Consider the following 15,111-nt stretch of genomic DNA (forward strand, 5'->3'; position numbering starts at 1 on the left):
AGCACCACGGTCTCCGCCGGCACCCCGGCCAGCTGCTCGTGCCCCTGCGGGGTATTGCCGTTGCCGGGCTCGCCGGCTATGTGCGCGCCCGCCGGAACAGGCCCCCACGCGAGCCGCGCCAGGCGGCGCAGCTCGCTCTCCCGCCCGATCATCACCGGGCTGGCACCGCCGCGGATGGTTCGCACGACGCCAGGGTACCGGTGGGACGGCCGCGGGCGACCGCGGCTTTACGGGCCCGGCGGGCCCGGCGGGCGCTGCTCAGCAGGCGCCCCTGCTCCGCCTCGGCGACCAGCTCACGGTGCCGGTCGTGGGCCAGGTCCAACAGGATGTCGGGGTGCGTCATCATGGCTTCTCTCCTTGTCAACCGGTGATGGATCAATCCTCGGCTGACGGGGGAGCTGTCACATCGGACGCGATCACCTATCTTGGCGGTCGCCCTGGTTCAGACGGGGTACGCGACCCGCCTAGGCATACCTAGTTGCCTGCTCTCAGGTGCTGCTGATCGTGACGGTCTGTCCGGGGAACTGTCCCCGTACCGCCTCCTCGACCATGGCCGCCGCGACCGTTGCCCGGCTCACCCGGCCCGGGAAGAACCGTCTCGGGGTCCGGTCCAGGGTCAGGGTGCGCCGGCCGGGGGCGAGCGGGCCGTCGGTCAGCATGCCGGCGTGGAAGACGGTCCCGCCCGCGGCGATGATCGTCGCGTCGGCCGCCACCTTGTCGGGAACCTCGTCGCGCAGGAAGACGCTGAGCAGAGTGCGGGTGAGCGGGCCGGCGACGTCGGCCGACAGGCCCGTGCCCACCGCCCCGAGCCAGACGACCCGGGGGACGCCGGAGGCGGCGACGGCTTGGGCGCCGGCGGTGAGAACGCCGGGCGGATTGCCTTTGACCACACCGAGCCCGGATAGCAGTACGTCGGATCCGGCGACGGCCCGGGCGATGGACTCAGGATCGTGCACGTCGGCGGCGACCGTGGTCAGCCCGGGCCGGGCGGGTACGCGTCCGGGCTGCCGGGCGATGGCCGTCACCGCCAACCCCTGGTCGAGCGCGGCGGTGACCAGCAGAGTCCCGGTGGCGCCGGTGGCGCCGAGTACGGCAATGCGCATGGCAGTCATCCTCGATCACTGTGGAGGGTCAGAGCGTGCGTTGCAGGACGTCGAGGGCGGCGGCGTGCACCCCGGGCGCGGCGGCCACGTAACCGGTGCTGGTGAGCTCCCAGGGCTTGCCGTCGAAGTCGGTGACGACGCCGCCCGCCTCCCGGACCAGCAGCAGCGGGCCGATGTGCGAGCGCACGTTCTCGAACTGCCAGTGCACGTCCAGCCGGCCGGCCGCCACTTGGGCGAGCTCGCGCCCGACCGGCACCGACGAGCGGACGTACAGGGCGTGCTGCAGCATCGCGGTCATCGAGGTGCCGACGCTCCGGGCCACCGCGGCCGAGTGGCTGGGCCGGGCCTGGCCGGTGCCGGTCAGGGCGAGAGCCAGGTCGGTCTTCGCGGAGACCGTCATCCGGGTGCCGTTGAGGTACGCCCCGCCGCCGTCGACGGCGGTGAACATCTCGTCGGACCAGGGCGCGTGGAGCACCACGAAGTCCGGGCGGCCGTTGCGGACCAGCGTGACGCCGATGTTCCAGTCGGTCATGCCGTGGACCAGGTTGAGGTTGCCGCCGACCGGGTCGACGACCCAGCGGTCGCCGCCGGCCATCGGGCCGGTGGCGTGCTCGTCCTCCTCCCAGCCGGAGCCGGGCAGAGCGGCGAGCAGGGCGGGCCGCAGCAGGTCGGCCACGGCGGCGTCGTGCCGCCGCAGGCCCGCGAACAGCTGGTCCTCGGTGGCGACGCGGTTGCCGGGTCCGTAGAAGCCCCGCAGGCGAGCGCCGGCTTCCCGGACCAGATCGGTGGTGGTGGAGATCAGGTCATCGGTCATGACCCCAGTCTTGGACCCACGCTCGGATAAGTACAGTGCACTCTCTTTAAGCTAACGTTTACCGGCATGCAACTGGATCTGAACCTGTTGACGACGCTGGACGCCCTGCTCGTCGAGGGCAGCGTGCGCGGAGCAGCCGAGCGGCTGCACCTGTCGTCGCCCGCGGTCAGCCGCTCGCACGGCCGGATCCGGAAGCTGACCGGCGACGACATCCTGGTGCGGACCGGCCGGACCATGACGCCGACCCCGTACGCCATGGCGGTCCGCGAGCAGGTCAGCGGGCTGGTCCGGCAGGCCGGCGCGGTGCTGGCGCCGAGCCGCGAGCTGGACCTGGGGACGCTGGAACGCACGTTCACGCTGCAGTGCCACGACGCGCTGACCACGGCGATCGCCGCGCCGCTGCTGGCCGCGATCGCCGAACGGGCGCCGGGCGTGCGGGTGCGGTTCCTGACCGAGGCGGCCGTGGACACCGACGACCTGCGGCACGGCCGGGTGGACCTGGAGATCGGGGCGACGACCCCGGACCTGCCGGAGATCCGGACCGAGACCGTCGGCCACGACCGGCTCGTCGTGGTGCTGCGCGGTGATCACCCGTACGCCGGACGTCTGGATGTCGAGGCGTACGCGGCTCAGCCGCACCTGCTCGTGTCCCGCCGCGGCCGGCTGAGCGACCCGGTGGACGAGCTGCTCGCCGCGCACGGCCTGCACCGCCGGGTGCTGGCCGCCGTCGGCACCACCGCGACCGCCCTGCACGTGGCCGGCCACAGCGACGCCGTCGTGACCGTGCCCGAGGTGATGTGCCGCCCCCTGATCGCGGCTTTCGGGCTGGCCGTCGCACCGCTGCCGGAACCGCTGCGGCTGCCGCCGGTGCCGATCGTGGGCAACTGGCATCAGCGCTACGACACCGACCCCGGCCACGCCTGGCTCCGCGAGCAGACCCGGGACGTTGTGAGCGCAGCCCTCGGCGGCCGCTAACCGAGCTCTTCGGCCAGCCCGACGATGATGCCCTCCGGGCCGCGGACGTAGCAGAGCCGGTAGACGTCCTCGTACCGGACCACCTCGCCGACGAGCTCGGCGCCGTGGGTGAGCACGCGGGCGACCACCTCGTCGATGTCGTCGACGGCGAACATGATGCGGCGGATGCCCAGCGTGTTCACCGGGGCGATGCGCGGCTCGGCGCCGATCGCCGCCGGGGTGTGGAACCTGGCCAGCTCGACGCCGGAGCGGCCGTCCGGGGTCCGCAGCATCGCGATGTCCTGCTTGACGTCGGCGAGCCCGATGACCTGCTCCACCCAGGGACCCTCGACCGGCCCCCGGCCCTGCAGCTCCAGGCCGAGCTCGACGAAGAACGCGATGACCGCGTCGAGGTCCTCGACCACGATGAGGACGTTGTCCATCCGCTGGATCGTCATGCTGATCTCCTCGGTCCCGGACGGCCAGGATGACCGTCTCCGCACCGGGGACGCGGCCGCCACACCGTTCTCGACATCCTCGCGAATTTTTCTCAGCGGGAGTGCGCGGAGCGGGTCGCGTGCAGGGACGCCAGGAGCTGGAGCCGGTCCGCGTCGGTGCTGCCCGGTTCCGCGGTCCAGATGAGCATGACCGGTCCGGGGTTGCCGGGCAGTGGGTAGGTGTCCCAGTCCAGGACGATGTCGCCGACCTCGGGGACCGGGAAGGTCTTGGTGCCGCGGACCGACTCGCGGACGTCGTGCCGGGCCCACAGCTGCCGGAACTCGGCGCTGCGGATGCTCAGCTCCCCGACGATCGCGGTGGCGCGGGGATGGGTGGGGTCGGTGGCCACGGCGGCGCGCATCATGCCGATGTAGTCCAGCGCCTGACGTTCCCAGTCCGGGCAGCTCCGCTCGCCGGTCCGGGTGTCGTCGAACATCAGCAGCAGCATGTTGAGCCGGTCGGCCGGGTAGCCGTGCGGGTCGCCGAGCAGCGCTTCGGCCATCGTGTTCCAGGCGAGCAGGTCGAGGTGGCGGCCGAGCACGACCGCCGGGGTGTCCATCACCCGCAGCAGCCGCCGGGTGCTGTCCGGCACCCGTTCCGGGCCGTGCTCCGGCCGGGCGGGCATCGGCCGGCGAGCGGCGTAGGCCAGGGTGAACAGGTGGCGGCGTTCCTCGTCGTCCAGCGCCAGCGCGCCGGCCAGGGCCTCCAGGACCTCGTCGGACGGGCGTACCTCCCGGCCCTGTTCCATCCGCTGGTAGTAGTCGGTGCTCAGACCGGCGAGCAGGGCCAGCTCCTCGCGGCGCAGCCCGGTGACCTTGCGCCGGCCGCCCGGCTCCAGGCCGACGTCGTGCGGGCGCAACCTGCTGCGCCGGGCGCGCAGGAAGTCGCCGAGCTCACGAGCGTACGGATGCGGGCTGCTCATGCCGCAAGTGTGCCGCGGCCCGGACCACCGTGGGTAGGTCCGGCAGACCTAGGCAGGCGGGAACGACGGACCCGGCCGGAATCGCTCCTAGCGTCAGCGGTCCACGCACCGAAACCGTCAGGAGCAGCAGATGACCGGATGGACCGCCGACCGCATCCCCGACCAGCACGGCCGGACCGCGGTCGTGACCGGCGCGAACTCGGGCCTGGGCCTGGTCACCGCCACCGAGCTGGCCCGCCACGGCGCGCACGTCGTGCTCGCCGTCCGCAACACCGCCGCCGGCGCGGCGGCCGCCCGCCGGATCGGCGGCGATGTCGAGGTGCGCGAGCTGGACCTGGCCTCGCTCGATTCGGTACGGGGGTTCGCCGCGAAGCTGGCCGCCGACCACCCGGTGATCGATCTGCTGGTCAACAACGCCGGCGTGGTGCTGCTCGGCCCCCGCCGCACCTCGGCCGACGGCTTCGAACTGCAGCTCGCCACCAACATGCTGGGCCATTTCGCGCTGACCGGCCTGCTGCTCGGCAACCTGGCCGCGGCCCGGGCGGCGCGGGTGGTCAGCCTCAGCTCGATCACCCACCGGACCGCGCGCCTCGATTTCGACGACCTGATGGCCGAGCGGGGCTACCGGGCCTCCGCCGTCTACGGCCGGTCCAAGCTCGCCACCACGATCTTCGGCGTCGAGCTGGACCGCCGCCTGCGCGCCGCCGGCTCGCCGGTCGCCGGCGTGCTGGCCCACCCGGGTCTCACCCGCACCAACCTGACCCCACGGGCCTGGGAGCTCCGGGGCCGGCTCGGGCGGGTCATCGCCCGCGTGGGCCTGGTGGCGACCCAGCCGGTGGAGCAGGGCGCGCTGCCGCAGCTGCGCGCCGCCACCGACCCGGGGGTGCGGGGCGGCCAGTTCTTCGGCCCGGCCGGGCTCTGGGAGACGCGGGGCCGGGTCGCCGAGGCCCGGTTCAGCCGGGAGGCCACCGATCCGACCGCCGGTGGGCGTCTCTGGGCGGCGGCCGAGGAACTGACGGGCGTCAGCTATCTCTGAGCCTCGACGCTGCTCATGACCGGCCCGCGGTGACGAGCTTGTGCATGTCGAGGTCGTCGCTGAGCCACCGCTCGAACCACTGGCTCAGGGTGAGGTCGAGCGGGTGCAGGGTGCTCTGATCCAGGAAGAGCATCCGCCCCTCGGGGGTGCGGCAGTCGAGCAGCGCCCACATCGCGCCCCCGAAGTTGCAGAACGAGACCACGCCGGGTGTCCAGGCCGGGACGTCGTCGGGGATCTCCTCGTCCCGCCACTGGACGTAGTCCACCAGCATGCCGTCCTCACTGGCGTAGCCGTCCTCGACGCCTTCCACGCCGCCGAACGGGCCGAAGCCGCCGTTGGCCACCTCCAGGTAGAGGCGGCGCAGCAGCGGCGGCAGCGGAAAGCCGATGGTCTGCTCGGCTTCGGCCAGAGCTTCCTCCGAGGCCGGGTCCTGCGGGAACGGCTCCGGCGAGTCGGCGCCCCGGCCGGCGTCGACCCGGGCGCTGATGGCGGCGACAATCTCGTCATCGGTCATCGGACGATCATGGACGGCGGCGGCGACTCCCCGCCACCCCGTCCGCGGTCCCGCGACCGGCCGTCGCGCCGGCTCAGGGCAGCAGCTGGATGACCGCGGCGGGGCAGCGGCCGACCGCCTGCTCCACCGCCGGCCGTTGCGACTCCGGCGGCTGCTCGTCGAGCAGCACCACGACCGCCTCCTCCGGATCCTGGTCGAAGACGGCCGGCGCGGTGAGCACGCACATGCCCGCGCCGATGCACAGGTCGCGGTCGACTGTGACTCTCACGACCAGATCACCGGCAGCTCGGCGGGGCCGCGGACCACGGAGTCCCTCTTCCACACGATCTCCTCGGGTGGCACCGCGATCCGCAACTCCGGCACCCGGCGGGCCAGCGCCCCGAGCACCGTGGTCAGCTCTATCCGGGCGATCTGCTGACCCACGCAGGCGTGCGCACCGTGCCCGAAGCCGAGGTGGGCACCGGGCCTGCGGGCCACGTCGAACGTGTCGGCGTCCGGGTGCAGCGCGGTGTCCCGGTTGCCCGACTGCACCGCCACCACCACGTAGTCGCCCGCCTTGATCGGCTGCCCGTTCACCACGGTGTCCTCGGTGGCCTGCCGCAGCAGCCCGATGCTGACGCCCAGGTAGCGCACGAGCTCCTCGGCCGCCGAGGCGGCCAGTTCGGGCTCGGCGCAGAGCTTCGCCCACTGTCCCGGGGTGTTCAGCAGGCAGACCAGACCGTACGTGATCATGGACGCGGTCGTGTCGAAGCCGGCGATGAGCAACGCGCCGTTCATCTGCGTCAGTTCCTCGTCGGTGAGCGGGCGCTCGCTGTCGGCGCTGTGCTCGATCATCCGGCTGAGCACGTCGTCGCCGGGCCGGGCCCGGCGGGTGGCGACCAGCTCATACAGGTACGCCCACAGCGGCTCGATCGCCCGCCGCAGCTCGTCCGGCGTGGTGGAGGTCCGGAACAGTGCTGTGGCCGCGTCGTGCAGCAGATGACGCTGCTCGGGTGGCACCCCGATCAGCTCGGCGATCACCGCGGTGGTGATCGCGGTGGAGAACTGGCTGTGCAACGGATAGGGCTGCGGGGAGGCCAGCATGCGGGTGATCGCCTCGTCGGTGATCTGCTCGACCAGGGGCCGCAGCTCGGCCAGCCGGCGGGGGTGCGACACCTGCGGGGCGAAGTTGCGCCGGATCCGGATGTGCTCCGGGCCGTCCAGCTGGCTGAAGCCGGTGACCGGCGAGTCCGGCCCGCCGAACGCGTCCAGCACGTGGGCGGCCTGACCGGGCCGGGTGGAGAAGCGGCGGCCGTCGCCGAGCACCTCCCGGACGCCCGCATAGTCCGAGACCAGCCAGGCGTCCAGGCCGGTCGGGCAGGTCACCCGGACGACCTGCGGGGCGGCGCGCAGCCGGGCGTACTCCGGCGGCGGGTCGAACGGCAGCTGGTCCTCGTCCGGCAGTGGCAACGCAGGTAGAGACATCCCCGAACCTCCACAATGTGTAGTCGGGGAAACACCTTACGCGACTTCGACGAAGGTCAATATCCCTCAGTCAGTAGGAGAACGGGTCGTAGCCGTCGTTGTCGCAGGTCCGGCGCTGGGCGATGCAGTTCCGGACCCGCTGGTTCAGCTCCTCGACGTTCCACATGACGAACGCGTCGCCGTGCATCGACGAGGCGCTGCGGCCCTGCGGATCGGAGGAGAGGTAGTAGCCGGCCTTCGAGCCCTTGGCCCCGTACGCGATATCGAAGGTCAAGGCCGGAATCCGGACCGGATGGCCGGCCGGGCAGCCCGCGTCGGTCCCGAACGCCACATGCTCCTTGTGGTGCGGGCTGTCCAGGTTCCTGCCGTCCCAGCAGTCCGGGAACTGCAGCATGAAATGCAGGCTCGCCGGCTCACCGCAGATCGGCCAGTTGCCGTTGTCGCTGCGGGCATAGCCATTGATGTCACCCGGTCCGTAGAAGGCGCAGTAGAACTGACCCTGCGCGCCCCGCGGCGTCGGCTGCTTCTTCTTGGCGTCCCCGGCGACCATCCGCAGCCCGTTCGGCATCGGCATGATCCCGTCCGAGTTCTTCCGGAGCGAGCGGTAGTAGACCCGGAATCCGGTGGTCTCGACCGGCTTACGGGTCGCGGCCTCGTAGAGCGTCGGCACCCAGTAGGCGGAATGGTCCACGACCGGCTTGCACGTGGTGGCGGTGAACTTCATCAGATCGCCGGCCACGGTGTTCGCATCCACGGCCTTGTTGCCGACGAAGGAATGCATGTGCGAGGCGCCCGGCAGCCCGGGGAAGACGATCGGGTCGTCGGCCTTGCGGTGGCTGTAGCGGCAGTCGGCCCGGAACTCCGGCAGGTTGCCGGCGTTGCCCGGCGGGTCGGCCCTGGTGGCCTTGTACTTGGCGACCTGCGCATTCCAGGCTGCCCGGTCGACCGGGATCCAGCCGGCTCTGGGCGCCTGCTGGGTGGCGGTGGCCGACGGCCTTTTCGCGGTCGGCGTCTTAGTGATCGGCGTCGTCTTCGGTGGCGTTGTGCCCGGGGCTGTTGCCGGCGCGCGGCTCTGATCCACGGCCTGCGGCTGCTGGCGGGCGGAGGCCTGGTTGAGACTCACCGACACGACAACCGCGGTGATGAGCGCGACGGTCACGCCGGCGCCGGCCACAGCCAGCCCCCGCCCGCGCCGGACATGGCGACCGGACTCAGGCACGGGGAAAGGAAAACGCGGCACAGGTCACTCCCAACAAGCGAACACGACAAGCCGGCCGAACCGAGCGACCGCCGGAATGGTAGGCCGGTGGGAAGTGCACCTGACAGGCCCTTAAGCCGGAACAAAGAATGACTGTCCGACAGGACAGAATCCGCCGCCTGACCCCGAAAAAGTGTTAGCGGTGCCGGCCGAACGAGCTTCCGCGCGCGGGAGTCGGAGGAAAATGGTCGTCATGCTGTCCGACCTGCTCGCGGAGATCGAACGACAAGGCGGTTACGAGTCCGGCAACGGGCCGGAGCCCCCGAGTGCGTCACTTGACCTTGAGGGTTACTCCGCTGCTGGTTGCGCCCGCGTTGTAGGTGCCGCCGGCCACCGAGACCCGGAGGGTCCAGGTGCCGCGCTTGAAGGACCGGGTGAAGGAGTACGACCCGCTTGAGGTCGTCTTGGCCGTCGTGACGGTCACCCACTTGGCGCCCGACTTGCGTTGCAGGGTCACCTTGACGCCCGCGCGGCCCGGTTTTGCCGTACCCGTGAGCTTGATCTTCTTGTTGGCCTTGGGTTTGGTGGTGCTCGCCTTGATCGTGGCGGTGTAGCGGACCGTCGCCGCCGGGGTGGCCGAGGTTGCCGGCCAGGCGCCCGGCGATCCCGCGTACCGGATGCGGTAGGTCGTGGTGATCGACGGCTTGACGGTCGCCCGCCAGGCGCCCTTCGCGTCGGTCTTCACCGTGGTGATCCGGGCCCAGGCCGTCTTGCCGGCCGGCCGTTGTTCCAGCGTCGCCGACGTGCCGGCGATCGCCGTGCTGCCGCGAAGGATCTTGCCGGTGAGCGTGGCCGATTTGCCGTAGGTGAACGCGCTGGGCGTCACCGTCAGCGGGAGGGCGGTCGGGCTCAGCGTGACCGTCTTCTCCGCGCCGTCGCCGATCGCGCTGGTGGCCCGCACCCCGATCGTGTACGCACGGCGGGTGTCCAGTCCGGTCAGGTTCAACGACCGGGCGGCGGCCGGAAGGGTCGTCTCCTGGCCGGGGGAAAGCCGCACGATGTAGCCGGTCGGGGCCATCTGGCCGGTGCCGTAACTCGGCCTGACCCACTCCAGCAGCGCGGTGCCGTTGCCGGCGGCGACCGACACGCTGACCGGAGCACCCGGTGGCTGCGCCGGCAGCACCTGCCACGGCACCGAAGCCGTCACCTGGTCACCGTCGGCGTCGGTGGCGGTCACCACGGTGGTGCCGGAGCCGGCGGTGGTGGGTATCCCGCCGATGGCGGCGACCAGCGTGCCCGGAGTCGGCCGGCGCACATCAAGGGTGAGGCCCGCGGGCAGGCCCGTGGCGGTCGCCCGGAACGAGTCCGCGGAATCGACCATGTGGTCCGGTGCGTCCGTCAGGGTCACGCTGAAGTTGCCGAAGGCGCCGTAACCCAGCTGCATCGTCTGGGCCGGCGGCACCGACCGGGCGACCGGCGGGCCCTTGACGACCCACCACATCAGCTCCCGCCCGGAGTTGCCGTCGGGGTCGGTCGCGATGATGTCACCGGGGTAGTCGCCCTTGACCGTGGGCGTGCCCGTGATCAGGCCGTCGGCGTCGATCGACACACCGGGCGGCAGGTTGGTGGCGCTGAAGGTCACCGGCTGTCCCTGCGGATCGCGGGCGCTGACCTGGATGCGTACGGAGTCGCCGACGTGCGGGGTGGGCGTGCTGTCCTCGAAGTACGCCAGCTGCGGGGCGCCGTACGCCGGGTCGGAGCCGTCCACCCCGGCGGCCAGCCAGGCGGCGTCGACGGTGCGCCGCTCGACGCTGTCCGGGCCGTACACGTCCGCGGCCGCGCGGATGGTCGCGTCCCGCGCGCCGGAGAAGTTGGTGTTCGAGACCATGTAGACGGTGAGGGCGCGGTACCAGATCTGCGCGGCGCGGTCGTTGCCGATGCCGGTGACCGGCGCGGCGCCGCCACAGGGTGGGCTGTCTCCCCAGCGCGTCGCGCCGCTGCCCGCGGCCAGCGTGTAGAAGAACTTGTTGCCGATGCCCGACGAGTAGTGCGGGTCGAGACTCTTGGCCGTCGGCACCCAGCAGGACAGCGACTTGCCGTCGCGGCTCGGCTCGTCCATCTGGCGCAGCGCCGGGGCGCGGGTCCCGGTCAGCTCGCCGATCAGAAAGTCGGGCGGATCGACGGGGTTGTTCGCCGCGAACTCGACCAGCGTGCCGAAGATGTCGCTGCTGGACTCGTTCAGCCCGCCGGACTCGCCGGAACTCACCAGGCCGGCCGTGCGGTAGTTGAGGCCGTGCGCCACCTCGTGCCCGACCACGTCGAGGGCCGTGAACGGCTTGCCGGTGGGCGCGCCGTCGCCGAAGTACACGCACTCGCAGGAGCTGCTCCACGCCGCGTTGGCCTCGTCGACGTCGTGGTGGACGTACGCGGTCAGGCCCTTGCCGTCGTTGCGCAGACCCGAGCGGCCGAACGACTCCCGCAGGTAGTCCCAGGTCTGCGCCATGCCGTAGTGCACGTCGACAGCGAGGGTGGCGCGGTCGGCGCGGGTGCCGTCGCCCCACACGTTGTCCGCGTCGGTGAACTCGGCGAACTTCTTCGGCTCGAACACGAAGTCCTCGTTCAGGCCGTCGCGGACGGTGTTGCCGCCCCGGTCGGGGTCGACCAGCGTGTACGCGCTGTCGGCCTGCCGGGTGGTGCTCAGCGGGACGTCACCCACCAGCATCCCGTGCCCGGTGCCCGCCTCGGCGGTCTGCACTTCCTCGTACGCGCGGCGGACCGTCCCGGTGGTCGCGTCGACGATCACCAGCCGAGTGCCGACGGTCACCTCCCAGGCGCGCACCGGCTTGCCGGCGAAGGCGTCGATCACCTGTCGCGCGTTGCCGGCGCTCGGCTGCCCGGCGAACCGTTCGGCAGCTGCGACGGCCTGCTCACGGTCGACCTTGGCGGTTGCCGGAACGTCGATGGCCTGCTGCTGGGCCACGGTGGCGTCGGTGAACCGGCCGGTCGCGGCCGAGTGGACCACGAAGTCGCCGCCGAGCACGGCGAGGCCCCGGTGCGTGCGCTGGAACCGGACGTGCCGGGTGCCGGCCGCGTCCACCATGGTGTCGACCACCCGGTACTGCTCGCCCGGGGCGGACCGGATGGCCGTGCCGTTGCGGCGGATCGCCGTACGCGCGTCCCGGACCGCCCGGGCGCGGGTGACCGCCGGCTCGGTCGCCGGCGCGGCGGACTTCTTAGGCTTCGCGGTCGTCGCCGGCTTGCCGGCGGCAGGCAGCTCCGAGGCGGACGGCCGGGGCGCGGCGGCCTCGTTCCAGCTCGGCGGGGGATCGGCGGGGACCTCGCGGGCGATCGCGACCCCGGCCCCGGTGAGCACCAGTACGGCGGCGAGCGCGATCGGTACACGGCGATGCCGGACTGCCATGCTTATTTTCCCCCGTCGATCTTCGATGAGGAGGGGACGATACCGGACCGACGCTGAATGGGCAGCCCCGCCGGGAAGGGGCTAGTTTGCTGGGATGAGTTCCCTTGATGACGTGGGCGAACGTGACGGCTGGCGGTGCTGGGTCTGTGACGAGCCGGTCGACGCCGGCATGCCGGTGAACGACCCGCGCGGTCCGAGCGTCGACAGCCGTACCGCCGACCGCAAGGCCAAGGTCACCGAGCGGCTCGCCCACCGCGCCTGCAACACCCGCAAGGGTGCGGTCAAGGTGGTCATCGCCTGGCCGGACCGGCTGCACGTGGTCGAGCCCGCGCCGCTGGTCGCGGTCGCGGACCGCCTCGAGCGCAAGGGCGGCCGGGAGCTGGTCGCCCGGTGCCCGAGCCGCAAGGATGCTCAGGAGGCGGCGGACTGGCTGGTCGACCGGTTCTCCCGGCTGGTGCCCGGGCTGCCGGTGACCGCGAGCGTCGACCCGGGCGGCGGTCAGTTCCTGGTGGCCCTGGCCGCGGGCCGCCGCTGAGCGATCAAGCTTCGTGGCCCCGCAGCAGTGACGCGATCTCCGTGGTCCGCGCATGGTCGTCGCCCAGCACGCGCCGGCGGTCGCGGAGCACCTGTTCCCACAGCTCGATCGCCTCGGTCAGGCGGCCGGCCGTGCGGTAGGCGTACGCGAGGTCGCTGCGGCTCGACAGGGTGTCCGGGTGGTCGTCGCCGAGCACCCGCCGCCGGTCGGTGAGCACCTGCTCGAACAGGTCGATCGCCTCGGCCACCCGCCCGGCCGCGTGGTACGCGTAGGCGAGGTCGTAGCGGTTGGCGAGCGAGTCGGGGTGGTCGTCGCCCAGCACGCGCCGCGAGTCGGTGACGATCTGCTCGAACAGGTCGACGGCCTCGGCCACCCGCCCGGCAGCCTGGTAGGCGCTGGCCAGGTTGTTACGGCTGACCAAAGTGTCCGGATGGTCGTCCCCGAGCACCCGGCGCCGGCTCGCGCGGGCCTGCTCGAACAGGACGATCGCCTCGCCCAGGCGCCCGGCCGCCCGGTAGGCGAAGGCAAGGTCGTTGCGGCTGGTCAGCGTGTCGGGGTGGTCGTCCCCGAGGACACGTTGCCGGTCGGTGCGGGCCTGCTCGAACAGCTCGATCGACTCGGCCACCCGGCCCGCCGCCTGGTAGGCGCCCGCGAGGTTGTGGCGGCTGGTCAGCGTGTCCGGGTGATCGTCGCCGAGCACGCGTTGCCGGCCGGCGCGGACCTGCTCGAACAGCTCGACCGCGGCGGAGACCTGGCCCTGGGACTGCCGGTAGACCGCTGCCTGGTCGTTGACGTACATCAGCTCGGTGTTGCCGTGGGCCGGGCCGACGTGCCGGGTGAGCGCGTCGATGTGCGGCAGCAGCTGGTTCCAGCGGGGCCAGCCGGCGACATTCTTCAGCGGAGCCTCAGGTATCGCGGCCCGCACGATCGAGATGGCGGCGGCCGCGTCCTCCTCCTGCCGGACGACGGCCTGCACCAGCCGGTGCACACTCACCTCGCCCGCCCGGCGGTTGATCAGACTGAAGGACGCCAGCACCGCGAGCGCGTCGCTGGTCGCGACCGGATCAGCATGCGGCAGGGACAGCACTTCCACGGGTACGGCGTCAGGGCCGAGCCAGGCCAGCACCCGCAGCACCCGCACAGCCAGCGGCGACCGCCCGGCAACCGCGTCCATGCCGGCCCGCCAGATCGTGGCGACTGTCCGCCGCGCCGAGTCCCCCTCGCCCGGGTCGGCCGCGACCAGCGCGAACCGGTCGGTCAGCAACCGGACGTAGCCGTCGAAACCGAGACCCTCGTGCTGGCTGACGTACCCCGCGGCCTGCTCCAACGCGAGCGGCAGATCACCCAGCGCCGCGGCCAGCCGGCCGGCGCCGTCGTGGTCGTCCAGCCCGGTCAGCCGCTGCAACAGCTGCACACTCGCCGACCGGTCCAGCACGCCCAGTCGTAAAGGCGTCAACCCGAGCCGGGCCCACCGGGCCGTACCGAGATCACGGCGGGTGGTCATCACCACCCGGCCCCGCCCGGTCACCTGGGCCAGCAGTGCCTCGATGTCAGCGACGTCCTCGACGTTGTCCAGCACCAGCAACCAGTCGCGATGGGTCTGCAGCCAGCCCAGCGCCCAGGAACGCCCGTCCGCCAGCGTCGCCACCGGATGCAGCCGGCTCGTCAACGCGGCCAGACCGAGCTGTACGTTCGCCGCGGTGTCCGCGGTGATCCACCACACCAGCGAATGCCGGGCCCGGAACGCCTGCGCATAGTGCGCTGCCAGCTCGGACTTCCCGACGCCACCCAGGCCGACCACCGCCGCCTGACCCGAGCCGCGGACCAGCACGTCGTCCAGCGCGGCGACGTCACGGCCCTCGAACACCGCCGACACCGGCGGCAGATTGTCCAGCCCCGGGGGAGCGTCCACGGTGTCCGGGGTGGGTGCCGCCGTACCGCCCAGCGAGATGGCGTTGTGCACGTTGCCGGTGCCGACCTGCACGTTGGCCGAGCCGGTGACCGTCACGCCGCCGGCGGGCGGATGCCCGGCCGGGCCGGTCACCGCGCCGGCGGCGGCTGGTGGACGGTCAGGACGTTGTGGTCGCCGACCTGCACCCCGGTCGAGTTCGTCACGGTGACGGTGAAGGTGCCCCCGCGTACGGGGGAGGCCGCGACGATCGCCGCGATCTCCTCAGCCAGCTCGGCATCTTCCGACAGCGCGCGTTTCACCTGGGCGTACACCGCCGCGGCGAACGCCTCGTCGTCCGGATTCTCGCCCAGGTCGGTCACCGCGGCACCGACCTGCGCTGCGCGCGGCGACTTCAGCAGCCGGCCCAGCAGCCGCCGCCCGGCACCCACGGTCGCGTTCGCCGCGGCGTCGGTGCCCTGCTCAGTGGCCTTGGTGACCACCGCGCTGCCGTACGCCCCGGCCGCCGCCGAGAGCAGCGGCACGACGGTGCCCGCGAGCTCGCCCACTTCGATCATGGCCACGCCTTCCTCACCGGATGCAACGACATATACCAGACCGGTCACAGTGGATCTCAGGTCGGACGCGCGGATCGGACCGTCCGGTAGTGGCGGGCCGCGCGGACGCGGTGTTGGAGTCGCCGTTGTTGCCACCGTTGCCGGAGCCGCCGTTGCCGGAGCCGCCGTCGGACTCGTCGTCGTCGG

General features: G+C 72.2%; 16 protein-coding genes. 3 read left to right on the forward strand and 13 right to left on the reverse strand.

Translation table 11 applies throughout. The features are described from left to right. The 4 genes from AB0C29_RS10715 to AB0C29_RS10730 form a co-directional block, all read right to left on the reverse strand. The coding region (locus tag AB0C29_RS10715) for a hypothetical protein (RefSeq protein ID WP_360818242.1) at window positions 1-185 on the reverse strand (185 nt) is incomplete at its 3' end. After that, window positions 152-346, reverse strand: coding sequence for a hypothetical protein (locus AB0C29_RS10720; protein WP_360549144.1), 195 nt, complete (start codon window positions 344-346; stop codon window positions 152-154). The genes AB0C29_RS10715 and AB0C29_RS10720, both read right to left, overlap by 34 nt. Window positions 347-488: 142 nt before the next feature. Then, the gene (locus AB0C29_RS10725; protein WP_360818245.1) at window positions 489-1,103 is read right to left on the reverse strand and encodes an NAD(P)H-binding protein; all 615 of its coding nucleotides are present in this window, start codon (window positions 1,101-1,103) and stop codon (window positions 489-491) included. Between the two features lie 28 nt (window positions 1,104-1,131). Continuing rightward, the gene (locus tag AB0C29_RS10730) at window positions 1,132-1,917 is read right to left on the reverse strand and encodes an inositol monophosphatase family protein (RefSeq protein WP_360818248.1); all 786 of its coding nucleotides are present in this window, start codon (window positions 1,915-1,917) and stop codon (window positions 1,132-1,134) included. Window positions 1,918-1,983: 66 nt separating this feature from the next. Between AB0C29_RS10730 and AB0C29_RS10735 the strand changes: the two genes are divergently transcribed. Next, window positions 1,984-2,892, forward strand: coding sequence for a LysR family transcriptional regulator (locus AB0C29_RS10735; RefSeq protein WP_360818251.1), 909 nt, complete (start codon window positions 1,984-1,986; stop codon window positions 2,890-2,892). Here AB0C29_RS10735 and AB0C29_RS10740 read toward each other — a convergent pair. Next, a complete protein-coding gene (locus AB0C29_RS10740) occupies window positions 2,889-3,329 on the reverse strand; it encodes a VOC family protein (protein WP_360818254.1) in 441 nt (146 codons plus the stop codon). The genes AB0C29_RS10735 and AB0C29_RS10740 overlap by 4 nt on opposite strands. A 92-nt stretch (window positions 3,330-3,421) precedes the next feature. Then, complete coding sequence (locus tag AB0C29_RS10745; protein ID WP_360818257.1) at window positions 3,422-4,291, reverse strand: helix-turn-helix transcriptional regulator; 870 nt, start codon at window positions 4,289-4,291, stop codon at window positions 3,422-3,424. A 130-nt stretch (window positions 4,292-4,421) separates the two neighbouring features. On the opposite strand from AB0C29_RS10745, the gene AB0C29_RS10750 reads away from it, so the two are divergent. Further along, window positions 4,422-5,327 (forward strand): oxidoreductase, encoded by a 906-nt coding sequence (locus tag AB0C29_RS10750; RefSeq protein WP_360818260.1) that lies wholly within the window; start codon window positions 4,422-4,424, stop codon window positions 5,325-5,327. Between the two features lie 13 nt (window positions 5,328-5,340). On the opposite strand, the gene AB0C29_RS10755 is transcribed toward AB0C29_RS10750, so the two are convergent. The 5 genes from AB0C29_RS10755 to AB0C29_RS10775 all read right to left on the reverse strand — a co-directional run bounded on the left by AB0C29_RS10755 (window position 5,341) and on the right by AB0C29_RS10775 (window position 11,924). Then, the gene (locus AB0C29_RS10755; protein ID WP_360818263.1) at window positions 5,341-5,841 is read right to left on the reverse strand and encodes an SMI1/KNR4 family protein; all 501 of its coding nucleotides are present in this window, start codon (window positions 5,839-5,841) and stop codon (window positions 5,341-5,343) included. Between the two features lie 73 nt (window positions 5,842-5,914). Next, window positions 5,915-6,109 carry a ferredoxin gene (locus AB0C29_RS10760; protein WP_360818266.1) on the reverse strand — a complete coding sequence of 65 codons (195 nt, stop codon included), beginning with the start codon at window positions 6,107-6,109 and terminating at the stop codon, window positions 5,915-5,917. Then, window positions 6,106-7,305, reverse strand: a complete 1,200-nt coding sequence (locus AB0C29_RS10765; protein WP_360818269.1) for a cytochrome P450 — start codon at window positions 7,303-7,305, stop codon at window positions 6,106-6,108. Before AB0C29_RS10765 ends, AB0C29_RS10760 begins: the two co-directional genes overlap by 4 nt. A 70-nt stretch (window positions 7,306-7,375) precedes the next feature. Next, window positions 7,376-8,524, reverse strand: a complete 1,149-nt coding sequence (locus AB0C29_RS10770; RefSeq protein WP_360818272.1) for a DUF1996 domain-containing protein — start codon at window positions 8,522-8,524, stop codon at window positions 7,376-7,378. 310 nt (window positions 8,525-8,834) lie between these two features. Continuing rightward, window positions 8,835-11,924, reverse strand: a complete 3,090-nt coding sequence (locus AB0C29_RS10775) for a M4 family metallopeptidase (RefSeq protein ID WP_360818275.1) — start codon at window positions 11,922-11,924, stop codon at window positions 8,835-8,837. Window positions 11,925-12,018: 94 nt separating this feature from the next. Here AB0C29_RS10775 and AB0C29_RS10780 point away from each other — a divergent pair, with 94 nt between their 5' ends. Further along, entirely contained in the window at window positions 12,019-12,459 is a 441-nt protein-coding gene (locus AB0C29_RS10780; RefSeq protein ID WP_360818278.1) for a hypothetical protein, read from the forward strand. A 4-nt stretch (window positions 12,460-12,463) separates the two neighbouring features. Here AB0C29_RS10780 and AB0C29_RS10785 read toward each other — a convergent pair whose 3' ends face one another. Next, window positions 12,464-14,503, reverse strand: a complete 2,040-nt coding sequence (locus AB0C29_RS10785; RefSeq protein WP_360818281.1) for a tetratricopeptide repeat protein — start codon at window positions 14,501-14,503, stop codon at window positions 12,464-12,466. Beyond that, window positions 14,500-14,925, reverse strand: coding sequence for an RIP homotypic interaction motif-containing protein (locus AB0C29_RS10790; RefSeq protein ID WP_360818284.1), 426 nt, complete (start codon window positions 14,923-14,925; stop codon window positions 14,500-14,502). The genes AB0C29_RS10785 and AB0C29_RS10790 overlap by 4 nt, the downstream gene beginning before the upstream one ends. Between the last annotated feature and the right edge of the window lie 186 nt (window positions 14,926-15,111).

It is taken from the genome of Actinoplanes sp. NPDC048791, from assembly GCF_040650095.1.
Lineage (GTDB): Bacteria > Actinomycetota > Actinomycetes > Mycobacteriales > Micromonosporaceae > Actinoplanes.